This window comes from Blastopirellula marina DSM 3645, assembly GCF_000153105.1.
In the GTDB taxonomy this organism is placed as follows: Bacteria; Planctomycetota; Planctomycetia; order Pirellulales; family Pirellulaceae; genus Blastopirellula; species Blastopirellula marina.
Window position 1 is genome coordinate 2,294,605 of sequence record NZ_CH672376.1, and the last position, 21,499, is coordinate 2,316,103.

A 21,499-nucleotide genomic window follows, 5' to 3' on the forward strand; every position below is an offset into this window, starting at 1 on the left:
CGCTAGTCGGCGTAACCGTTCGGATGGGCGACGTGCCAATTCCAAGCGGTTTTCACGGTTTCTCGAATATCCAGGTATTTGGCGCGCCAGCCCAGTTGCTCGGCCGCCAGCGATGCGTCAGCGACCAGTTCCGGAGGATCGCCAGGTCGACGGGGAGCGATTTTCTCAGGGATCTCTCGGCCGGTGACGTCACGACACGCCTGAATCACTTGGCGAACGCTGACTCCTTCGCCGGTTCCCAGGTTCAAGCGGAGCGCCACGCCGGGCTCCAGCTTTTGCATCGCAGTTAAATGGGCCGAGGCCAAGTCGTCCACATGAATATAGTCGCGAACGCAGGTCCCGTCCGGCGTGGGGTAATCATCGCCAAAAATTGAAATTGCTTCGCGCTGCCCCAGAGCGACTTGCAGCACGATCGGTATTAGGTGGGACTCGGGATCGTGGTCTTCACCGATGTCGCCGTCCGGCGAAGCGCCCGAAGCGTTGAAGTACCGCAGCGCTGCATAGCCAAAACCATACGCATGGCTGTAATCGGCCAGCGCATGCTCAATACAAAGCTTCGTAAAGCCGTACGGATTGACCGGCGACTGCTTTGTCGATTCGGTAATCGGCATTTGATCGGGTTCGCCATAGGTGGCGCAGGTGCTCGAGAAGACGATGCGCCGCACGTCGGCTGCTCGCATCGCGTCCAGCAGCGAGAGGGTCGCAACGATGTTGTTGCGATAGTATTTGGCCGGATCGGTGACTGATTCTCCCACCAATGCGCTCGCGGCGAAATGCATCACTGCTTCGATCTTGAGCTCGCGCATCAGCCCGGTCAGGCGTTCCCCTTCGTGCAGATCTCCCACAATCAGTCGATCAGCCGGGACCGCGCCGCGATGTCCTTGCGAGAGATTGTCGTAAATCCAAACGTCATGTCCCTGCCGACTCAACAGACGAGCGGTGTGCGAGCCGACATAGCCGGCGCCTCCTGAAACCAAGACGTTCATGATGGGGGCCTTCCCATGGGCGGGGTTCCATTTTCAAGCGTGCGATCCATTGCGCCCAGATTTTGGACGAAATCGCCGCTAGGATCAATACGACCGGTAAGGATAACCGTAGCTTGAAGTTACGTTTTTCAGACCGACGAAATCGGGGTAGTTTCAATCTAGCCCTGTTTGCCGCCGATATTGGATAATGACGCACTCAAACATACCGCGAGAAAATCGGCGCGCATGGCCAGATTACGACGAAAATTAGTTCGCCCCCCGTCGCAATCGCGCGGTAACGTCGCGGCCCGCATGTCGGCGGCCTTTACCGACTATCTGCAGAGCGAGTGCCATTTAGCCGCAAATACGGTGGCCGCCTACCGCCGCGATTTGGTCCGCTTCGAAAGATGGCTCGGAGCCCGCGAGATTCGTACGCTGCGGGTTGGGGAACTTTCGGACTATGTCGCTTGGCTTTACAAGGAAGAGTTGGCCCCGGCTTCCATTGCCCGCGCGGTCGTGTCGCTCAAGATCTTCTTCCGCTATCTCCAGTTGGAAGGGATCTTGCAAGACAACTTGGTCGAATTGCTCGGCAGTCAAAAAATTTGGCGCCGCATTCCGTCGGTGATCGCCCCGCACAAGATTGATGATCTGCTGACGGCGCCTTGGAGCGAAGACCCTTACTGGCGTCGCGATCGAGCGTTGTTAGAAGTGCTGTACGCGACCGGTTGCCGCGCCTCAGAAGTAAGCGGCTTGCGAATGGATGACGTCCATTTAGACGAAGGCTACGTCAAGTGCGAAGGCAAGGGATCCAAACAGCGGATCGCGCCGCTGGCCCAAAAGTCGGCGCGCGTTGTTAAGACCTATCTCGACGAAGAACGGCCGCGACTATCGAAAAAGAATCTGCGCGACGCGGCGTTTCTGTTTTTGTCGCGCAGCGGAAAGCGATTATCACGCATCGCAATCTGGGAGTTGGTGAAGAAGTACGCCGCGAGAGCTGGGATCGATCCCGATGTCAGTCCCCACTCGCTGCGACACAGTTTTGCGACCCACTTGCTTGCCGGCGGCGCCGACCTGCGGCATGTGCAAGAGATGATGGGCCATGCGAGCATCGCGACGACGCAGATCTACACGCATGTCGACCAGTCGCGGTTGAAGAAGGTCCACGCCCAGTATCATCCGCGAGCTTGAACTGCGCAAGATTTTGGACTTTGGCGCCATTGCTCTTTCGGCAAAGACGCCGTAACAGCAATGGCGCGAAAACGCTTGCTCAGCTTCGGTTAGCCGCCGCCTGAGGAGGGTGAAAACTTGACCTTTTCGATCAAGCGTTGGATGTTCCCCTCTTTATCGACGCGGCCGGTGACGGCGGTCATCGCTTCGATGACGAACTCGTACTGCAAGTTATAGTCGGCGTCGATTTCGATCTCGGCGGTTTCTCGCGCCGAACCGGGACCGGTGTCGGTGCCGATTTGCGTGACGATTTGGTCCTGCAGCTTTCTGAACTTGTCCTGATAGGACAAGCCGCTGAAGGTTCGTTCGCCGAGACGGACTTCGTCCAGCTTGCCAGTTGGCGTGGCGCGCAACGTGAGCTTCAGCGGCAAGTTGTCAAAGCTGGGCGAACCTTGCGCGGCGGCCGGCATCTTGATATCGAAATCCCCTTCCATCGCCGCGACTTTGAACGTCATGACGAAGAAGACGAGCAGCTGAAACACGATGTCGATCATCGGCGTCATCTGCAATTCGATTTTGTTGCCCCCCTCGTGGCGGGCCGAATTTCGTAACTTCATAGGTGGGCGACTTCCTAGCGGTTCAACCGTTCTTTGGCTCTTAGGGCAAATAGTTCAAAGCCGACGTCTTGGCAAAGCCGGATTACCTCCTGGACTTTGCCGGTCGGCACCGCCTTGTCTCCGCGGATGATGATTGTCACCTTCTTCGGATCGTCCGTGTATTGCTTTTCTAGGATCATCCGCTTCCGCAGTTGCTCCATGTCATGCTCATCATTGGAAATCACAGTGAGGCCGCTCTGACGAACATGCAAGGTCAGTGCGTCGACCAACGGCGCATCTGGCGGTCGGGCCAGTTCGCTGTCGGGCAGTCTCACCTTGTCGTCTTGTTCGGCCTGACTGAAATTGATCAGCACCATAAAAAAGGCGATCAACTGAAACGTCATGTCGATCATCGGGGTCATATCCCCTTCGGCCAACTCACGACGTGACTTTTTGATTCGCATGCAATGTCTCCGCTTAAAAGGGGGTCGATTTCAGCAGGGCTTACTTACGACCAACCGTTTGGAAGCGGCTCATCAGGCCTTCGCTGGTGATGCCGACTTCCAGCGCCAGACGATCGACACGATTGCGAAGAATGCTGTACGAAGCAATCGCCGGAATCGCGATCGCCAGACCGACCAGCGTCGTCATGAGTGCGGTCGAAATACCTTCGGCCAATTGAGCCGGGTTCGGCGTTGAACCGCCGAGCGCGATCACGCTAAACGCGCGAATCATCCCGTCGACCGTACCAAACAGGCCGATCATCGGGCTGAGCGAACCAATCAGCGCCAAATAGCTAAGGCGATGATCGAGTTTCATGTTTTCTTCTTCGCCCACTTCCTGCATCGCTTCGAGCGCCTTGTCGTAGCCGAGCGAGACTTTCTCAAGGCCGGCCGACAACACTTTGCCCAGGAACGTGTCGTCCTCTTTGGCCAAGTCGTAGGCGTCTTGCACCTTGTTCTCTTCGAGACAGGCTTCAAAGCTTTCGACCAGGTGCAACGGCACGACGTTGTCGCGGCGGGCATTCAGCATGTTCATCACAAACAGGGCGACGAAGATCACCGAGATCAACAGGAAGATGAAGAAGTAGTAGCTGAGCGCGGTCATGGTCCACGTCAGCGCGTCCAGCTTCTTGGGGGCTTCGGCGGTATCATCGGTGGCCGGCGCACCATCAGCAGCAGGCGCTGCTGCTGCTGCTGCGGCTGGCTCGGCGGCGGGTTCCGCTGCTTCGTCTTGGGCCCAGGAAGTAGACTGCATCGGACCGGCCGTGACGCAAATAACGGCCAACGCCGCAATCACAGGAAATAGCCAGCGAGAAATGAGGGACGACCCTGCGACCATCGGACGCTCCGTTCGAGTTAGATCGATTGTGTGGGATGTGTGGGCGAAAAGAAAGCGGCCAGCCGAAAGTGGGGACTGGCGATGAGTGTCATTCATTGTTGTGAAAAGCCCCGAAGGGGAAATTCTCAGTCTAATCACTGGAGCCTGACGGACAATCAGGGCCCAATGAGGGTGGATACGTTGTTTTCGTGCGGCAAGTAGAGATTTATTCCCGACCTAGTTCATGTTGGCCCAGCGGCTGCCGGCGTAGCGCGAACGAAGCAGATCGTAAGCGGCCACTCCTTTGTCTGGATCGTTGACCTCTTTCCAAAGCTTGCTCAAGTAGTAGAGCGCTTCGGCGTGCATCTCTGGATTGCCGTAAAACAGAATGTCCGTGTGCAGGTAAGCCAACAGCGCGTCTTTGGGTTGTCCCGCTTTTTGGTGGCAGCGGCCAAGCGCGTTGTAGGCTGCCGAGAAAAGGTCGATATCTTTGGGGTTGGCCCGCTCGAGGACCGGTTCGATCATTTTCACGCCGTCGGCTGGTTTGCCCAACTCAGCCAGGCAAATCGCTTTGCCGACGGTGGCGAAATCCTTCTGGCGCGCGACGCCGGACGAAGGAGCCTTCAGCGCGAGAACTTCGTCATACATCTTGCTCGCTTCGGCAAACTTGTCCTGAGCGATCAAAGCCCGAGCGGCCAACACGCGAGCGCGAGCGCGATAGTCGGCCGACTTGGCGTTGGCGATGCTGCTGTAGTATAGCGTCGCACGGTCGTACTGCTGTTGGGCGACCGCCAGATCGCCAAGCAGTTCGGCCGCTTCATAAAAGTGCCAGCTGTTGGGGGCGCTCTGCGCGAACTTGAACAGCAGCTCGGTCGCCACTTTCTGATCGGCCGAGCCGGCGAGCGCCAAGCGAGCGGTGCAATAGGCCTTTAGGTATTCGCTCTCTTGCTTCACCAGATCAGGACCGGACGGCTCTAACTTGGCCAAGCGATCGAGCGCGTCTTGCAATTGGCCGTTGGCCGCTTCTTGACGAGCTTGTTTCAGCGGGAACGATTCGTCGTCAAACGAAACGGTCACGATGTCTTCGACCGGGATTTCGACCGGCGAGCCTGACTTGTTCAGGATCAGCGCGTCTTTCGTACTGTTGACGATCGAGCCTGATTGTCCGCCCGATTCGGTACGAATCTGATCGGCGGCGACGACGCTGGTCAACGCTGCGATCAGCGTGAGGGAAAGGAATCGACGGGTAATTCGCATCTTGTCGCTCCAGATATTTTTGAGCTGGAATTCGGCTCGTAATGAGTGGGAATTGGTGACGAGGGTATTTTAGGAATCGGCGGAATCTTGCTTTTGGAGGCCGACCGCCGGTTTTCTCAAAGCGGCTTGGATTTTCTTCAACAGAGCGTCAAACCGTGGACGCCAGGCGTCGCCTCCCATGTCGGGATAGGCGAATTCGGTCGAGAGGATATCTTTCTCGGCCATCGCGGTGAACTTTTGCTTCGCGTCATCGGTCGTTTGTCGCGTTGCGAACTGATAACGAGCCAACGCCATGTTGTAGCGGGCCTCGAAGAAGACTTCGCGATAGGTCGGTTGATTGGCGTCCTTCGCAGCGTATTTGGTCAGGATGAATTGAATTCGCCCCCAACCCCAGATGATGTTCTGCTTTTTGTCGTTCGGCTCGACCCCCTGGATCGCTTCGCCAAACTTGCGTGCTTCATCGGTCGCGATCCCCCAGTCGTACAGCATTTTCGCCGCATCGACCTGCACGTTGACCATCATGGGATTTTCGCGAAGCACGTCGACGTAGGTCTCCAGCGCCGGTTCAAACTCGCCCAAGCCGGCTCGCGCAGCGGCCAGACGAACTTTGACTTGCAGTAGAAGTTGCGGGTTGGCCGAGGCGCCTTCTTTTAAAACCCGCTGGTAGATGGCGATCGCTTTGGTGAAGAACTCGTTGGCGTCCGCCGCTGCGGACGGGTCTTCTTTCATGCTCGCGCCCAGCCCATAGAACGTTTCGCCGACCCAGTTCAAGACCAACGGGTCGTTGGAGGATTCGGCGACGCGATTAAGGAAGGCCTCGAATCCGCTGGAGAGCGCCTTTTTCTGCGCCGGCTCGGCGTTCTCAAGCTGCGTTTGCAGATCGCGGGCGAGCGAGATGTAAACCGCGATCAGACGCTTCTGGCCTGCCGCATCATCGCCGACGAGCGACTTCAGTTGCGACATGGCCTCTTGCGCTTTGGCCATCAGCGCGTCGGTATCGGCTTGGCTTTTGACGTTCGGCAGCGCCGAGATATAGGCTCGCACAGCCGCTTTGTAAACCAATTCGGACAAGCCGGGACGCGAGACCGCATCCGAGTTCGCTTCGACCAATTTCAGTAGGCCGATCTCTTTTTTCTCCAGCAACGGAAACGCTTTTTCCGGCTCGCCGATGTCGGTGTAAATCTGGGCCAGCGACAAAGCGGCGATCACATAGCTATAGTCGGCGGATTTGCCGGCGAATTTCGCCACTCCGTCGGCCAGGATCTTTTGCGACTTCTCTTTCAGCGTGTTGAGGTCCGCTTCGGACGGCGCCGCGCTGGCGTCTCCATCGGCCGTCGCTTGGCGTCGTGCGTTCATGCCGCGCAGGTAATTCGCCCAGATCGTTTGCCCGAGTTTTAGTTCGGCTTCCGAGCGAGCGGGCGCGTCGGCGGGGATCTTGGCCAATGTTTTTTCGGCAGCGGCGACTTGCCCCTGCGTGACTTCAAAGCCGACCAGCGTCGCCAAAGCGTCGTTCGATTCAGGTTCTCCGGCCCATTGATCGGCGATGAAGTTGACGATCTTCTGAACCTGGACGACTTCAAAATCTTTCTTTTCGCTCGGCGAATCCTGATAGATCAGCAGGGCGGACGCAAGCGCCAATTTGGCGCAGGCTTTGGCGCTGGCGCTGGTCGGATAACGGCGAGCGACAAAGGACGATTGCACCATGGTGCGGTAGTAGTCCTTTTTCTGGAAATCGAGAAACGCCAGGTTGTAGCGAATCACGTTCAACTCATCGCTCGGCACATCGACGTCCGCTTTGCCTAAGGCCATCTTGAAATAGCGGTTGGCCGCGTCGCGCGACTTGGCCAGGCCTGTTTCGGCGGTTTTGATCTGCTCTTTCAGGTCTTCTTTCTCCGCCGGCTTTTTGGCCGCGGCGAACTGCTCTTTCAGCTTCGTGAGAACAAAGTTTTGGGCCTGAATCTCTTGCATCGCAGCGCGGCCTGCTTCGTTCGCTTCCTGGAAGGTCTCCGGCGGCTTGTCATCGGCGGCTAATGCGGCGTCAGCGCCTTGCAGTTCGGTTCGCAGCGCGAGCGCATCCTTTTGATAAGGATTCGGATATTTTCCGGCTTCGACGGCCAGCTTGACGGCGCGTTTCAGCGCTTCGGCTTTGTCCCCTTTGTTTTCCAGCTTGGGCGCGACCCCTTGATAGGCTTGGGCCAGCATCAGCTTCAGTTCGATCCATTCCGGATCGCGATCTTCACTGATACGCAATTGCTGGGCGTCGTACCATTCGCCGGTCACTTTGACGATTTGTTCGTACTTCGGCGGATCTTGCAGCCAGCATTTGGTCAGCAATTTGACCGACTTGAGCTTGAGCAGGCGAATGTCGGCCGGCTGATCGCCGAGGATCATTAGGTCGTTCTGAATCGTCGTCACTGCTTTCTTGGCGTCGCCCAGCGCCAATTCGCACTCGGCTTGATAAAGCCGTGCATAAAGGCCGGAAAGAAATTGACGATACTTGCCGAAGACTTCGTCAAACTCCTTCGCCGCAGTGGTCAGGACCTCTTTCTGATTTTTCGCATCGGTCGTGACTTTCGCTTTTTCGTACAGCGAAGTCGCCGCTAGCAAGTGAGCGCGAACGTAGGCGCTGCGAAGCTCGTTGCGAAGTTCGATTTTGGCGGCGTCGTTTTTCGGATCCAACGTTTTGGGAATCGCGCCGAGCGCGTCGCGGATCTGTTTAATCGCGTCTTGATAGACCTTGCGGGCCGAATCGTATTGCTTGTTCGCTTCGGCCAAAAACGGCTTTTTCGCCGCTTCCTCTTTCTCGCGATCGGCGAGCAATTCTTCCAGCTTCGCACGCTCTAGCATGATTGCGCCCCGTTGCATCCGAGCGTCGATCATTTTGTCGTGGTTAGGCTGCGCCTTCACGAACGCCGCAAAGTTGGCGTCGGCCTGATCCAGCAGGTCCTTGCGCGTCGCGGGATTGCGTTGCGCACGCGAAACTTCTAGCTGGGCGGTCGCTTTACGATAGGGAAGCGTCGCCTTCATCTCGGTCGGCGTGGTGGGCGATTGTTCTAATCGCTCGATATACCACATCGCCGGATCGAAATATCCCCGCTGGATCAGTCCGTCCAAAAAGGCTTCACGCGGCTCTTCGGCGCCTAAGGGAGCCGAAAGGAAGATCGCTAGCGCGAACGTTAAGCTGAAACGTTGAACCCACAGAGGCATTGATAGAATCCTTGCTGGTCGCGAAATGCGCAGCGATACGAGTGAAGAGGAGGAAACGACTCGATCGCGAGGCTAGTCTAACTTACCAGTGAAAAGCGAAAAGCGTTGGGTGTTGGCCAAAACTGTGCCGCAAAAGGGCTGATTTGGCGGCTATTTTTAACTTATACGTCTGCAGTCGATCATTCAACTGCATCTGTCATCTAAAATCCGTTTGTTCGCCGTCTTTCCGTCGCTCTTACCAGTTGTTCCAGATAAGCAAACTCAGGATGACCAGCGAGTTGACGATTGGCGCGGCCGAGCAGTGCGGACAACTCCGCCGCATCTCCTCCCCGCTGACGCACAAAATACGATTCGCGAATCAACCCGCCCGCTTGAACCGCTAGTTGCGCAGCTTGCAGCGAAAGGGGAGACGCTTCCCACGACGGGGCAAATTGTAAGCGGCTGACGACCTGGATCTCTTTTTTGACTTTGCTGGTCGCAGGGTCGCGCCAGGTCGCTTCGATCCGGGCAACTTCGTTGGGGCCATCCGGCGTCAGAACCAGTTCAAACAACGTCGCGGCCGCTTCGTCGCCGTGCAGTTGCAGCGGAGCCTTGCCGGCGCCCAGCGCCGCGGCCTCCACATGGCAACCAACCAGCCGGTACGACGCAACGCTCTTGGGATTCCAATGGACGGTCAGGCGGATGTCTTCGGCCAGACGGGTCGACTTGCCGTAGACGACGCTTTCTAAGGCGCGAAGAATCGATCGCTCGTGGTCACCGGTAAAGACCGAGCCATGATCGCGCCAAAATTGCGAGATCGCTTCGTAGCGATCATGGGCTTCAATCGCGAACCAGTGATAGTCGACCCGCTCTGAGTTGGCGTCGTCGATCAGCGGCTGCAACTCACGGCGGTCGGCGTCGCCCAAGCGATCCAAGCGGTCCGAGATGACGATCAAGGGGCGGCGAATGTCGCCAAACGAGGAGGTTCGCAGCGCGACGGCCGAAGAAAATCGAATTCCTTCCGCCAGGCAATCGCTGTCGTTCGGTTCCAATTGCTGCAACGTTTCTCGCCAAGCGAGCGAATCGGTGGATGTCGCGTCTTCTACCAACGTGTGACTGAATTCATCAATGCAAACCAGCGAGACGGTATCGTACGGAGACATCCGATCGATCAAATTGCCCAACGCCTGGCGAACGCTGATCCAGCGCCCGCTGCGCTGCATGTCGGAAGTTAAATCGATGGCGATCGTCAAATGAGTCGGCGGGCGATCCACGATGTCGGCGCTGCCGGCGACCATGCCGACTTGCAGCATCTGCACGCTGGAATTGGCGAAGACGGCGGGACCAGCGGCCGTACGAAGTGCGATCTCTTGGCGGCCTGTTTCAATAAACAATGCGGCGCCCAACGCTCCCAACTCTTCCAAGCGAATCGGCTGCGGTACTCCCGATTCGCCGCTCATCTGGCTCGCGGCTTCGCGCCAACTGCCGGCGGTGACCAGCGGCGGCGTGATGGAGTTCAATTGGGGATTGGGAAGCGAAATAAACGGCTGCTCTTCTTCACGAAGCAAGAACTGGCGATCAAAGCCAGGAACCAGCGAGAAGTACTCGGCCTGTTGATCGGTAGCAGGCGCGCGAAGAATCTCTCGCGGCAAAGCGTCAATCAACGGGCGCGCCCCTAGCGGTTTCCAACGCATTAAAAACGCGTCGGCCATCAAATCGGTCGGTAGGTCAGAGGCCAAGTGAGCCAGTTGCGGATCCAACGGCGCCGGCCGCGGTTGCAATGACGCGTTCCAAGCGACGGTCTCGGACCGGACAGAAGACGAGTCGGGTGATTCCCCTTGCGGCAGATCAAGATGCTCGCCGTCGGCCGGTTCTGGACCAAGCCAACTCAAAAGCCCTGCTGAATCGTTCGCAGCGGCAGGTGCCGCGGGAAACGGTTGCGTAGGATTGGCCGTCGGAATTGTCCCGGATTGCCATCGCAACAGCGTAACCGTCAGCAATAAGCATGCGGCGGTTCCCCAGGCTATGCCGCGGACGAGGGTGCGTCTCCAAGGCGACCTAGCGGTCTCTTGACGATCTTTACGAGCGAGACGCTCGTTGCGCGAACCGTGCAAAATTCGCTCTGCAAGGCCGGGCGGAATAGTCACATCACCCAGCGCCACGTCGATTTCGGTTTCGCTCAAGGGAGCCTGCGACGCGGCTTGTAGTCGCGCAGCAAGCCCAGTCGGCGTCGGCATACGGCGAAGGACGTCGTCTAAATCATCAAATTGTGGATCGGGGGTATCCACTAGGGGGGAGTGCTCCACGTCAAACAGGAAGTCAGGCTATCTGTCACTTCGGTTGACGTGCCGAAAGATATTCCCGCAGCCGCCCGCGGGCTCGATTCACGCGTGATAATACCGTTCCGAGCGGCACTCCTAGCGTTTCAGCCGCTTCCCGGTGGGTTAGCTCACCCACAACGACCAGCAGCAGGGTTTCTTTCAATTCGACCGGCAGACGATCGAGCGCCAACTGCATTTCGGCGCTAAGTTCATTCCCAAACGGATCGGCGTCAAACGAGGCTCGATCGAGCGTTTCCGAGTCGCCGACGCACTTGACGTCACTCTTTTTCCGCCAGCGATCGATGATCCGGCGGCGCAAGATCGCCGCGAGCCAGGCACGTTCGCTCCGCTCGGGATCGAGTTTCGCGCGGCCTGTCCAGACTGAGCGAAAAGCCTCTTGCAGCACATCTTCGGCCAAATGGCGATCACCGAGCATCCGAAACGCGACGCGATAGAGCGCCGGGCTATGCTCGTGAATGAGTCGCTCAAACTGCTCAGAAGATAAGGGCAACGCGGAAATCTCCGACGGGCCAGTGGCGCGAAATGGAAACCATTATCATAACATAACGGTTATTTTTCACCGCTGATTTTCCAGCAAAGTCGCGATCCCCCCAGCGGAGGACGATAAGATAAAGAGTATGAACGCCTCGGATCCCTCGAAAAGACGCCCTCCCCGTAACTATTTCGCGCGACGAGAGCAAGTCCGTCTGCTTTTGCTGTCAGGAGCGTTGACGCTGACCTGCGCGTTGATTTACCAAGCGGCCCAGCCCGAGACCTGGCGGCGACTGTTTGGCGGCGAAGGTCAACTGACGGCGGAGATCGATCCGGTCGAAGCCGAACAGATCGACACGCGTGTTCCGCGGAAAGCGGTCGAGGATCAGCCGGTCGATGGGGCGTTTCGCGTGGTGCCCCCGACGCCGTTTACGATGAATCGTGACGGCGGAAAGCTCGACCCCAACAAGCCGGCGATTGGGGAAGAGCAGCTTGCGCTGATTCGAGACGACACGGTGTTCCGTCAGGCCGAGTTCGCCCCTTGGCGCGAGATTTTCTTCGCGCTGCGGAAGACTCCCAGCGAATTGTTAACTCCGGCCCAGGCCGAACCGGTGCAGTTCGCCCAGTTGTTTCGCCAGCCCGACGAGTATCGCGGCAAGCTGGTCGCGATCTCCGGCGTGATCAAACGTGTCGTGCGGGTCGACGCGTCGGTCGAAGAGATGGGCGTCGATCACCTTTGGCAAATCTGGCTCTTCTCAGGGGCGGACGCCAATCCGACGGTCATCTATTCGCTCGAGTTGCCCGATAAGTTTCCGACGGGACTAGATGTCAACGAGCGCGCGACGGTGGTCGGTATTTTCTTCAAGCGTTGGATTTACCCGGCGAAAGGGGGCATTTTTACCGCGCCGCTGCTGCTCTCGAAAAGCGTCGCCTGGTCCCCTCCCCCGCCGGTTCGGACCTTGTCCAACTGGCAACTTGCGCTCGGCGTCACGGCGTCGATCATCGCCGCGTTGGTGATCGCGACGTTGATTTTCCGCAAGAGCAACGACGCGGACTCGGCGGCGGAGCAAAAAATTCGCGAGCGTCAGGCCGAGAAATTTAGAGCGGAAGCCGGCGAACTGGATACCGGCGTCTCGGTGCGTGATCAACTGCGCATCGTCGCCGCCGAGTTGGAAAAACCGAGCGGTGAGTCAGAAAGTGACGAAGCAAAACATGAATAGCTCTGCGCGAAAATTGGCCCTCTTTCTGATGCTCGCGACGTTTGCGTCGGCGCCCAGCAGTCGCGCCGACGTGCCGGAAGTGAGCGAGCTTGATTTGTCGACTCCACAGGGATTTATGGCCGGAATCGGGTTCGACGAAAGCTACTACAAGATGTTCGACGACGACCAGGCGATCAACGAAGAAGAGCAAGAGCCGTTGATTCGTTTGCTCTCGCGGATCCGTCGTCCCAAGCCGAAGCAGATCGAAGCTTGGCTGCAACTCAGGCCAGATTGGGGCGCCTTTGTCGATCAGCCGGACCAGTCGCGTCTCGATTGCTTTTTGTTGGTGGGGCGAGTCGTCAAAATCGAGAGTCGCCCGATCTTGCCCGAATTGGGCGCCGTGTATGAACTCGCAGATTTTTATGCGCTCGAAGTGATTCCAACCGACAGCGAATCGAGCGGCGTCCAACGAGTGACGTTGTTGTCGCTCACAATCCCAGAGCGATTCAAGCCGCTGGTCGACCAACCGGCAGACGCTATCGATGAGCCGATCAGCGCCGCCGCCTACTTTCTTAAACGAACGACGCCGGCGGCTGCGGCGGAGATGATGATCGCGGCGGTGACCGAGCGCGTTTCTTGGCACCCCGACCATGTCAACGCGTCGTTGGGCGTCAACGCCGGGCAAATCCTGCTGGCCGCGCAAGGAGTCGATATCGGCCAGTTCGACACCGTTCGTGATCGCGCGGCGTTCACTGGGCTCGAAAACGAATCGTTCTATCAAAGTATGGCGGCGATCTCGTCGATATCTCCCGAGCAACTTGCCAAGGTTGCGACTCCGGTTGCGCTGCCGCAACTGCTGACCGATCCCGGCAGTTATCGCGGCGCGGCGGTGCGTGTTTCTGGTACGGTGCGGCGCATCACCAAAATTGTGGTCGATGAAGAAACGGCTCGCCGCCGCGGACTTGAATATTACTACGAGATCAATCTCTTTGTCCCGCTAGAGACGCCGATTATCTCTCAGGCGCATGCCGACACGTCGACCCGCAAAGAGTTTCGTCACTCGTACCCGGTCGTCCTTTGTTCGCGTGAGTTGCCCCCAGGCGGCAGCGTGAGCGACGACTTGCATCTGCAAGTGACGGCCGACGGAATCTTTTACAAGGACTGGGCCTATCGGACTCCATTTATGTCGACGGACGACCCTAATCGTCGGCAAATCAGCCCGCTGTTCATCGTGAATCGACCCCGCACGATTGAGGGCGCCACGACGGCGGAGGTCAATTCGATCGCACTCTGGGTCCTGATTTTCGCCGTTCTCGCTTCTAGTTTGGGAATTGGCGCCGGAGTAATGCTAGCGGGGAAACGGAAACGACGGTAAAACATTTGGCGTCGTCACGTCGCGCGGAGATCTGTTGTGGGTTGGTCCTATCGCAAATCGATCTCGCTGGGGCCGCTGCGGATTAATTTCAGCAAGAGCGGCGTCGGGTTTTCGTTCGGCATCCCCGGCTTCCGCGGCGGCATGAACGCCAGCGGCCGAAAATATGTGTCGGCCGGGATTCCCGGAACCGGAATCCGTTATCAAAAATCGGGCAAGACGTTGATGTCGCTCATCGATTTCAGCAAGCCCGCGAAAAAGAAAAAACGAACGTACAAACGCAAATCAACGATTAGGTGACGAACGTGGATATTCAATTTGTTCGCATGGTGCGAACCGACAGCTCGGAGCGTTTTGTGTTGCTGGGAGCCGACGGCGCCGAAGTCGGCATGTTCGATCTTCACTTCTTGACGAGCGGCAGCGTGATCGGCTCGCTGATCTTGCTGGACGCCCAGCTCGCTGAATCGGCGGAAAAATTGCTGCACAAAATCGACGAAGAACTGCTGCCGGCCGTCAGCCTGGACGAGAAGAATCTGTCGTTCACCGTTGTCAAAGGAGAGCTGATCGGCACGTTCTCCTCCAATGACGAAGACGAATAGCGGTGGCGATCCGCAAAAAGACATCTGGCTATGGGCTACTCTCGCCTGACTTGCCGGACGACGAGCAACTGGTCCCCTGCTCTGTCGAGAAGATCCAAGACGATCAAGTTTATGACCGACTCTGGGTTCGAGGAGAGCGCGAGCCGGCGATGTTGGATCGCCTTTCGATTGCCGAGTCGCGGCTCGATCAGATCAGCTGGCCTCAAGCCCAGTTGCCAGAGATCTCGCTGCGTGACGTGAAGGCGTCGACCTGCGATTTTTCCAACGCGCGGATGCCGGGGAGCGATTTCCAGCAAGTCGAGTTGATCGGCGCCAAGCTCGTTGGCGTCGATTTCAGCGAATCGATCTGGCGCAACGTTGTACTGACCAAATGCAATCTCTCGTTTTGCACGTGGCGCGGAGCTCGGCTAAAGAACTGTCGGTTCGAAGACTGCGAACTGAGTGACGCCGAGTTCGATCTCGTGCAGTTTGACAATGTCGATTGGATTGACAGCCGCATGCGCCGCAGCCGCTTCTACGGCGCTCGGCTGACAGAAGCAAAGTTCACTCGCTGCGAACTAACCGACATCGGCGCGGCGCCCGACGATCTCCGCAAACTGCAGATCGACGCCGCCGGTTGGTTGCAATTGGCGCCGCTGTTTGATGTGGTGATCGAGTAGGCTTCACCATTCCTTCGGATCGTCTGTGAACCATTGTCAACCCTGCGTGGCAATGATTGTGGACGCCGTTTATCGCAGTGGGGGTGACCGCTAGAAGGTTCTGCAGAGCCGAACGCCGATCGATTGCGAAATCGTTTGCCAGGTGGAGCTGCCGACGAGGGTTCCGGCCTTAATCTGGTTGGGATCGCTCGGATCGGGACTGGAGAAGGTGCTGTTGAAGTTAAACGTCTTGTTGCCTGTGACGCCAAAGACATAGCTGCACTCCAGGAACCAAGACCGGCAAAAAAAGTGCGTAACGCCGACTTCCGCGGATCCGCCCCACACCCAGCCTGAATCGGAAAAGTCTTGCGGCGCACCAGAGATATTACTGCGCGTTCCATTGATATCGGCGAAACCGACCAGGTCCACGATTTCGGTTCTTACATTCGACAAAGTAGGACCGGCGCCAACGAAAACAAATCCAGTGCCAAACGAATGCCCCACATAAGGACGAAAGGCAATCTGATCGATGATCTGGCTCTTGAGCGAGGTCGCGATCGCGTTGCCTGTGAAAGGAACTGGATTTGCCGGATCAGAAGCGTAAGTGAACGTTCCAACTTGGGGAAGACGAGCCAACCGAGATTCAGAACTCGTCCCGAGGTAGTCATTGGTGAATTTAAATCCCCATAACTGGTGCTCACTCTGGTCGAAGTGCTGAAAGTAACCCAATTCGATGGAAGGGGACAAATTAAGTTGCGTATCCATGAAAATGGGAGTGCCGCCGGTCGCATCATCTGGACCGTCCGCCGTGCCGGTCGCGATGGTGACTCCGCTCTCGATTACATCCGATGTTCCTACGGCAATGACATCTTGATTGCCAAAGTTCATCGAGTTGTAGTTAAAGCCGAGCCCAAAATAGCGAGCGCTGCGAGGCACTAACGACGGCTCGCCCATTTCCATTTCGGATTGGCCTGACGCAGGAAGCGAGATGGCGAGGACCAGTAGCATGCTAAATGCTGAGAGGAGCAAAGCCGAGTTGAAGGTGCGCATGGAAGCCCCAAAGAATGTTTGCGTCATTTCCCACCAAAAATGGTCGTGCGTCCCCCGATGAAAAAGATCGGAAGCGCCATTGCGACGAAGCTGCGGCACAAGAATCTCGTTCCCCGCCGCCGTTGGATCGCTAATGGACTATCGTGTTTCGCGATCCGGGATAATCAGGAGAACCGTTAATATTGATGAAATCGATAATTCGCCCCCATTCGTATGGCACGGGCGTCAAGCGAGGTTGCGGACCAGAGGCGATCGCCCGCACGCGTAAGGAAGTGGCCGAAAGCACCAGCGGCGGCAAGCCGTGGTTTGATTGGCGATCCGACAGCTGGCGGAACGCCCTGCGGCAAACCGCGTCGTCACTAGCTCGCTCTGTGAAGAGAGTATTCGTAAGGCGGGGGCGCCGAAGTCTATTTCGTGCGATTGGACTGCGTCGAAGAACTCGATAGCCGCTTCTACGGCGCGCGTCTCACTGAAGGGTTAAAGCCGATTGGTCAAGAGTTCCGGGGTTTCCGTTGGCCCCCTATGGGTGATTCATCGCTCAGAACAAATGTCCAAGGAGGAAGCAGCAGGTCGTTTCCGTTTCCGGCTCCTGCTTCACGAGATATTTGTCCTTCGTCAGTCATGATTTGACCCGATTGGCGAATCATGACCCCAGAATATCATCCAGCTCTTCGCGGCGATAATCTTCGCCGGTGATCAGCCGGGCCGAGTGATTGAAAGTGGAGTAAGCCCAACTCCATTGCATCAGCACCAGCAGGCGATTCTCGAACTGGATCAATTGCATCAAGTGGACGACCAGCCAGAGAACCCACGCGATGAAGCCGGTGAATTTCCATTTGCCCAGGACGGCGACGGCCTTCGAGCGGCCGATGGTCGCCAGACTGCCGGGATCGCTGTAGCGGAAGGGTTGGGTCGGCTTATTCTGGATGCGATCGACGATCGTTTTCGCGGCGTATTTGCCTTGTTGCATCGCAACGGGGGCGACGCCGGGGAGTGGGTGTTCTCCCTGATGCGGATAGCAGGCCATGTCGCCGATGACGAAGATTTCGGGATAATCAGCCAGCGTGCAATCGGGCTCGACAATCACGCGGCCGCCGCGATCGGTCTTGGCGCCGGTCCGTTCGGCTAACTTGCGTCCCAAGGGAGAAGCCTGCACGCCGGCCGCCCAAATGATTGTTTTGGCGCGAATGGTCGTTTCCTGGTCTTCGTGCGTGACGGTCACCGAGCCTTCCTCGACCAATTTGACCCGATGGTGGTTGTTTACTTCGACGCCGAGTTTAGTAAGCGACATCCGCGCATTTTCAGAAAGCTCTGGCGGAAACGGAGAGAGCACGCGTTCGCCGGCGTCGACCAAGATGATGCGCGCATCGGCGGGATTAATATTTCGAAAATCGTTCTTCATGGTTTGCCGCGAAATTTCGGCCAACGCGCCGGCAAGCTCGACGCCGGTAGGACCGCCGCCGACAATCACGAACGTCATGAGTTCGGTTTGCTCGGTCTTGTCGGTCGTCCGTTCCGCTAGTTCGAAGGCGGAGAGAATCTTGCGCCGGATTTCGGTCGCGTCTTCGATCGATTTGAGACCCGGCGCCGTCTTGGCCCATTCGCAGTTGCCGAAGTATCCGGTTTCGGCGCCGGCGGCGACAATGAGCGAGTCATATTCGACTTCGCCGTCATGCAAAATCACTTTGCGGTTGGCGGGGTCAAAGTCGGCGACATCGGCCATCACGACTTCGGTGTTGCGCTGACGAACCAAGATCCGCCGCAGCGGAGTCGCGATGTTCGCGGGAGAGAGCCCGCCGGTCGCGACTTGATAAAGGAGCGGCTGAAACAGGTGGAAGTTACGCCGGTCCACGAGTTTGACGTGAACCGGGGATGACTTTAGACTTCGCGCCGCAAAGAGGCCGCCGAAGCCGCCACCGATAATCACAACTCGATGCGTATCGCCCTTCATGCAGGATCTCCCAGGTGAATTCGGGGCTTTCATTGTCGCGATTTCCAGAATTCCTTGAAGCAGGGGGCAAATTGCGGATAATCAAATTCATGCGCGGACGGCATTTTTGAATTCCCCCACAGCCTCGAACAAGGATCTCGACATGCGGAAAACGCTCGGAGCCATAGTGCTCAGCTTGATGATGGTAGCTGGTTTACATGCTGCTGATGCAGAAATGTACGGCCTGAAAAAAGGAACGCCTGAAATAAAATCGGCCGGTCCGCTCGCGTTTGCTCCGGACGGCGTGTTGCTGGTGGGCGATCCGAAGTCGGCCGCCGTGTTCGCCATCGCTACGGGTGAGAAGCCTGGCGCACCTGATAAAGCAAAGTTTGAGATCACCTCGCTGCGCGAAAAGCTGGCCAAAGCGATCGGCGGAAGTCCGGCTAATCTGAAAATCACGGATCTGACGGTTAACCCCGAAACTGGCGTGCTTTATCTGTCGGTCACCTCCGGCGACAAGCCGGCGCTGGTGAAGATTGACGCGGAGCAAAACATCACGCCTTTGAAACTAAAGGACGTCGCGTTCGCCCAAGTGGAGTTATCGGACGCTCCGGCCGACGAGTTAAGCGGCGAAGGTCGTCGTCGTCGCAACCTGCGTAACGAGTCGATTACCGACTTGGCCTATGCCGACGGTCAGGTCATCGTTACCGGTCTGGCCGCAGGCGAAGGCGCTTCGGCGGTTCGCAGCGTTCCCTTCCCCTTCACCACCGGCGATCAACTGTCGCGGATCGAGATCTTCCACGCCGCGCATGGTCGTGACGAAGATTACGCCGCGATCCGGACGTTCGTGCCGTTTAACATCGGCGGCGAACCTCACGTGTTGGCAGGCTTCACCTGCACTCCGCTGGTGAAATTCCCGGTCAAGCAACTGCAGAGCCAGGAAAAAGTAAAAGGAACGACCGTCGCCGAGCTGGGCAACCACAATCAGCCGATCGACATGATCGTCTACGAAAAAGGGGGCAAAACTTATCTGCTCTCGGCCAACACGGCGCGCGGCGTGATGAAGATCAGCACCGAAGATCTGGAACGCGAAGAAGGTTTGACCGAGCCCGTCAAAGGAGGCGGAACCGCCGGCCAATCGTTTGAAGCGATCGCCGATTGGGAAGGCGTGGTCCAACTGGCCAAGCTGAACGACGCGAACGCCGTCGTCGTCATGCAAGACGCCGACAACGGCTGGACGCTGAAGTCGATTGCGCTGCCGTAGGCGGAATGTGAAGAATTGAAGCTTAGAGACGTGCCGTCCTGACCAGGACGGCACGTTTTTTTGTGCCGCTTAATTAGCGCCGCGCAAACTTTGTCGCATTGCTTCTGCAGCTTCGCGTGGATCATTCGCCCCAGCAATCGCGCCGCTTACCGCGACGCGCGACAGTCCCGCTTCGACCACCTGCCCGATATTCTCGAGCGTAATCCCCCCAATCGCAAACGCCGGCAGGCGGATCTCTCCGGCAACCTGGCGAACCAGATCAAGCCCCGGGAACTGATCAAACGATTTGGTTTGCGACGGGAACGTCGGGCCAACTCCGATGTAATCAGCGCCGTCCAGAACCGCGCGGCGAGCCTGATCGATGCTGTGGGTCGAGACGCCGATCAGTTTGCCGACGCCGAGAATCGCGCGGGCCTCCTTCACCGAGAGTTCCTCTTGCCCGACATGAACGCCGTCGGCATCGGCTAATGCGGCGATGTCGCAGCGATCGTTCACGATGGCGAAAGTGGACGTTGCGGCCGTGATTTCACGTAACTGTCGTGCTCGTTCCAGTAAAGTTCGATCGTCGAGCGACTTATCGCGCAGCTGCACGATATCGACTCCGCCGGCGATTAACTCAGCGACTATTTGGGAAAATTTTTCCGCATTTTGACAGCCGTCGATCAGGACATACAGTCGGGCGCCGGCCAGCCGCTCGCTGTTTGCCTGCGTCGTGGTGAGCCCCTTTTCGAGCGTGTAACTGCGATAGCGGAGTTGCTCGAAGTAAGCAGAAACGGCTGGATGCACCAGCTTGCTGAACTCCTCCAGCGTCCGTAGTGACTGTTGAGCTCGTTTGAGATTGGATGTGGCAATCTGGGTAAGATTGGTGCGAGACTGCTCGCCGTTCGTGGAGAGGGTCACGCCGACATCGGCTTGCGTATCTCTTGCGCTGTGCAGCGTTTCGGACGAAAATTGCTGTAGCGCGGACGCTAGGTCGTGCCGCATATTTTTGACGAGCGTCGTTAAGTGACGATCATCGAGACCGAAGCGGACGAAATCTTCGACAACCCGCAATCCTTCGGCCGCTCGATTTGCGGCAGCGTCGATCGCACGCCAGGCGGCGATGGTCGATTGTGCGTTGGGTGGTTGTTGTTCGTCTGGCATCGGTTTTTCCTGGGGTATTAGCTATCACGATTGTAGAGACTCTTGTCAATCGGATCAGCAGGGCTATTTTTTCGCGTAACCAGCGCCAGAGCCAAGGGTTGCTGAGATGTGAGCGCGTCAGCAGGCTAGAAGCATTCGTCACATCGTCATGACAAGCGATACCGATGTGGCTCGCCTAAAGTACGTAAGTTCATGGCGTTTCTTTACTTGCCTTGCTTGCGCCTTATTTGCGAGTTAGAATTCCTCGGCGATTCCAACCGATCACTCCCTTCGGAGATTGATCGCTTCTGGAGAGGTAGGGATGCTAAATTCGCCATGGATATATTGCCTGTGGCCCGGACTTACGCAGTCGTGGGTTTATGGTCGCTGGCAAGGGCTCGTGTGGGCCGGCGGTTTCGCGCTGTTATTAAATACAGCGTTGATTCTGCACGGCGTTTGGCCAGAGCTCGTGGGCGAAACGATACATCACAGCATTTGGTACGTGGTCACCGCCGTATGGGCGACTTCGACCGGATGGAGCATCTATCGTGTTGCCCGCGGCGGTTTTCAACCGCTCGACGAGTCGGTCGAGGCCTTGTTTCACGCGGCCCAAAACGAATACTTACAAGGACAGTGGCATCAGGCCGAAGCAACTTTGCTTCGTTTGCTCACGCGAGATCCGCGTGACGCAGAAGCGCGTCTGATGCTGGCGACCTTGTATCGGCACACGCAGCAATATGACGCGGCGCTCGATGCGATCGCCAAGTTAATCAAGCTGGATGCGGCCGGACGCTGGTGGTCCGAGATTCAGAGAGAACGTCGCTTGTTGGCCGATCGGATGGCTGACGACGATGGACTTGATGACAGTGACGAGCTGGGTGATCGCGACGAACCGAATGAGTCGCCGCAAGCATCCAAACCAGAAGCAGCAGTGGAAAGTGAGCACCGCAAAGCGGCGCCGTCAACCGAGGCGGCATAGTCCAATTTGCCCAGTGCGATAGAATAAAAAGAAGCAGACTAC

19 protein-coding genes are annotated in these 21,499 nt (G+C 57.4%); 8 read left to right on the plus strand and 11 right to left on the minus strand.

Annotation, left to right across the window (positions count from 1 at the left end):
• Positions 1-2 precede the first annotated feature (2 nt).
• Positions 3-986: a UDP-glucose 4-epimerase GalE gene (galE, locus tag DSM3645_RS11225; protein ID WP_002652278.1), complete on the minus strand. Its 984-nt coding sequence runs from the start codon at positions 984-986 to the stop codon at positions 3-5.
• 225 nt (positions 987-1,211) lie between these two features.
• Between galE and xerD the strand changes: the two genes are divergently transcribed.
• Positions 1,212-2,153: a site-specific tyrosine recombinase XerD gene (xerD, locus tag DSM3645_RS11230; protein WP_040351778.1), complete on the plus strand. Its 942-nt coding sequence runs from the start codon at positions 1,212-1,214 to the stop codon at positions 2,151-2,153.
• Between the two features lie 89 nt (positions 2,154-2,242).
• On the opposite strand, the gene DSM3645_RS11235 is transcribed toward xerD, so the two are convergent.
• The 7 genes from DSM3645_RS11235 to DSM3645_RS11265 form a co-directional block, all read right to left on the minus strand.
• The gene (locus DSM3645_RS11235) at positions 2,243-2,749 is read right to left on the minus strand and encodes an ExbD/TolR family protein (RefSeq protein WP_002652280.1); all 507 of its coding nucleotides are present in this window, start codon (positions 2,747-2,749) and stop codon (positions 2,243-2,245) included.
• 14 nt (positions 2,750-2,763) lie between these two features.
• The gene (locus DSM3645_RS11240; protein WP_002652281.1) at positions 2,764-3,192 is read right to left on the minus strand and encodes an ExbD/TolR family protein; all 429 of its coding nucleotides are present in this window, start codon (positions 3,190-3,192) and stop codon (positions 2,764-2,766) included.
• 40 nt (positions 3,193-3,232) lie between these two features.
• Entirely contained in the window at positions 3,233-4,069 is an 837-nt protein-coding gene (locus tag DSM3645_RS11245; RefSeq protein ID WP_002652282.1) for a MotA/TolQ/ExbB proton channel family protein, read from the minus strand.
• A 216-nt stretch (positions 4,070-4,285) separates the two neighbouring features.
• Positions 4,286-5,305, minus strand: a complete 1,020-nt coding sequence (locus DSM3645_RS11250; protein WP_002652283.1) for a hypothetical protein — start codon at positions 5,303-5,305, stop codon at positions 4,286-4,288.
• A gap of 69 nt (positions 5,306-5,374) precedes the next feature.
• Positions 5,375-8,512, minus strand: coding sequence for a hypothetical protein (locus DSM3645_RS11255; protein WP_002652284.1), 3,138 nt, complete (start codon positions 8,510-8,512; stop codon positions 5,375-5,377).
• A 200-nt stretch (positions 8,513-8,712) separates the two neighbouring features.
• The gene (locus DSM3645_RS11260) at positions 8,713-10,728 is read right to left on the minus strand and encodes a hypothetical protein (protein ID WP_002652285.1); all 2,016 of its coding nucleotides are present in this window, start codon (positions 10,726-10,728) and stop codon (positions 8,713-8,715) included.
• Positions 10,729-10,822: 94 nt separating this feature from the next.
• A complete protein-coding gene (locus tag DSM3645_RS11265; RefSeq protein WP_002652286.1) occupies positions 10,823-11,323 on the minus strand; it encodes an RNA polymerase sigma factor in 501 nt (166 codons plus the stop codon).
• 127 nt (positions 11,324-11,450) lie between these two features.
• Between DSM3645_RS11265 and DSM3645_RS11270 the strand changes: the two genes are divergently transcribed.
• The 5 genes from DSM3645_RS11270 (at position 11,451) to DSM3645_RS11290 (ending at position 15,133) form a co-directional block, all read left to right on the plus strand.
• Entirely contained in the window at positions 11,451-12,524 is a 1,074-nt protein-coding gene (locus DSM3645_RS11270) for a hypothetical protein (RefSeq protein ID WP_002652287.1), read from the plus strand.
• The gene (locus DSM3645_RS11275) at positions 12,517-13,878 is read left to right on the plus strand and encodes a hypothetical protein (RefSeq protein WP_040351780.1); all 1,362 of its coding nucleotides are present in this window, start codon (positions 12,517-12,519) and stop codon (positions 13,876-13,878) included. The genes DSM3645_RS11270 and DSM3645_RS11275 overlap by 8 nt, the downstream gene beginning before the upstream one ends.
• 36 nt (positions 13,879-13,914) lie before the next feature.
• Complete coding sequence (locus DSM3645_RS11280; RefSeq protein WP_002652289.1) at positions 13,915-14,175, plus strand: DUF4236 domain-containing protein; 261 nt, start codon at positions 13,915-13,917, stop codon at positions 14,173-14,175.
• Positions 14,114-14,338 (plus strand): autoinducer binding domain-containing protein, encoded by a 225-nt coding sequence (locus tag DSM3645_RS31800; RefSeq protein WP_116344480.1) that lies wholly within the window; start codon positions 14,114-14,116, stop codon positions 14,336-14,338. The genes DSM3645_RS11280 and DSM3645_RS31800 overlap by 62 nt, the downstream gene beginning before the upstream one ends.
• A 138-nt stretch (positions 14,339-14,476) precedes the next feature.
• Entirely contained in the window at positions 14,477-15,133 is a 657-nt protein-coding gene (locus DSM3645_RS11290; protein ID WP_002652291.1) for a pentapeptide repeat-containing protein, read from the plus strand.
• A 90-nt stretch (positions 15,134-15,223) separates the two neighbouring features.
• Here the strand turns inward: DSM3645_RS11290 and DSM3645_RS11295 are convergent, their stop codons facing one another.
• Both DSM3645_RS11295 and DSM3645_RS11300 read right to left on the minus strand, forming a co-directional pair.
• Positions 15,224-16,120, minus strand: coding sequence for a hypothetical protein (locus DSM3645_RS11295; protein WP_131282451.1), 897 nt, complete (start codon positions 16,118-16,120; stop codon positions 15,224-15,226).
• Positions 16,121-16,805: 685 nt separating this feature from the next.
• The gene (locus tag DSM3645_RS11300; protein WP_002652294.1) at positions 16,806-18,113 is read right to left on the minus strand and encodes an NAD(P)/FAD-dependent oxidoreductase; all 1,308 of its coding nucleotides are present in this window, start codon (positions 18,111-18,113) and stop codon (positions 16,806-16,808) included.
• A 142-nt stretch (positions 18,114-18,255) separates the two neighbouring features.
• Between DSM3645_RS11300 and DSM3645_RS11305 the strand changes: the two genes are divergently transcribed.
• Positions 18,256-19,356: a hypothetical protein gene (locus DSM3645_RS11305; RefSeq protein WP_002652295.1), complete on the plus strand. Its 1,101-nt coding sequence runs from the start codon at positions 18,256-18,258 to the stop codon at positions 19,354-19,356.
• A gap of 69 nt (positions 19,357-19,425) precedes the next feature.
• Here the strand turns inward: DSM3645_RS11305 and DSM3645_RS11310 are convergent, their stop codons facing one another.
• Positions 19,426-20,499 carry a thiamine phosphate synthase gene (locus DSM3645_RS11310; protein WP_002652296.1) on the minus strand — a complete coding sequence of 358 codons (1,074 nt, stop codon included), beginning with the start codon at positions 20,497-20,499 and terminating at the stop codon, positions 19,426-19,428.
• A 301-nt stretch (positions 20,500-20,800) separates the two neighbouring features.
• Here DSM3645_RS11310 and DSM3645_RS11315 point away from each other — a divergent pair, with 301 nt between their 5' ends.
• The gene (locus DSM3645_RS11315) at positions 20,801-21,457 is read left to right on the plus strand and encodes a tetratricopeptide repeat protein (protein WP_116344395.1); all 657 of its coding nucleotides are present in this window, start codon (positions 20,801-20,803) and stop codon (positions 21,455-21,457) included.
• Positions 21,458-21,499 lie beyond the last annotated feature (42 nt).

Excerpts from the sequence above, each read along its gene's own strand:
- galE (WP_002652278.1), bottom strand. The coding sequence starts at position 986 with ATGAACGTCTTGGTTTCAGGAGGCGCCGGCTATGTCGGCTCGCACACC.
- xerD (WP_040351778.1), top strand. The coding sequence starts at position 1,212 with ATGGCCAGATTACGACGAAAATTAGTTCGCCCCCCGTCGCAATCGCGC.
- DSM3645_RS11235 (WP_002652280.1), bottom strand. The coding sequence starts at position 2,749 with ATGAAGTTACGAAATTCGGCCCGCCACGAGGGGGGCAACAAAATCGAA.
- DSM3645_RS11240 (WP_002652281.1), bottom strand. The coding sequence starts at position 3,192 with ATGCGAATCAAAAAGTCACGTCGTGAGTTGGCCGAAGGGGATATGACC.
- DSM3645_RS11245 (WP_002652282.1), bottom strand. The coding sequence starts at position 4,069 with ATGGTCGCAGGGTCGTCCCTCATTTCTCGCTGGCTATTTCCTGTGATT.
- DSM3645_RS11250 (WP_002652283.1), bottom strand. The coding sequence starts at position 5,305 with ATGCGAATTACCCGTCGATTCCTTTCCCTCACGCTGATCGCAGCGTTG.
- DSM3645_RS11255 (WP_002652284.1), bottom strand. The coding sequence starts at position 8,512 with ATGCCTCTGTGGGTTCAACGTTTCAGCTTAACGTTCGCGCTAGCGATC.
- DSM3645_RS11260 (WP_002652285.1), bottom strand. The coding sequence starts at position 10,728 with ATGCCGACGCCGACTGGGCTTGCTGCGCGACTACAAGCCGCGTCGCAG.
- DSM3645_RS11270 (WP_002652287.1), top strand. The coding sequence starts at position 11,451 with ATGAACGCCTCGGATCCCTCGAAAAGACGCCCTCCCCGTAACTATTTC.
- DSM3645_RS11275 (WP_040351780.1), top strand. The coding sequence starts at position 12,517 with ATGAATAGCTCTGCGCGAAAATTGGCCCTCTTTCTGATGCTCGCGACG.
- DSM3645_RS11295 (WP_131282451.1), bottom strand. The coding sequence starts at position 16,120 with ATGCTACTGGTCCTCGCCATCTCGCTTCCTGCGTCAGGCCAATCCGAA.
- DSM3645_RS11300 (WP_002652294.1), bottom strand. The coding sequence starts at position 18,113 with ATGAAGGGCGATACGCATCGAGTTGTGATTATCGGTGGCGGCTTCGGC.
- DSM3645_RS11305 (WP_002652295.1), top strand. The coding sequence starts at position 18,256 with ATGCGGAAAACGCTCGGAGCCATAGTGCTCAGCTTGATGATGGTAGCT.
- DSM3645_RS11310 (WP_002652296.1), bottom strand. The coding sequence starts at position 20,499 with ATGCCAGACGAACAACAACCACCCAACGCACAATCGACCATCGCCGCC.
- DSM3645_RS11315 (WP_116344395.1), top strand. The coding sequence starts at position 20,801 with ATGCTAAATTCGCCATGGATATATTGCCTGTGGCCCGGACTTACGCAG.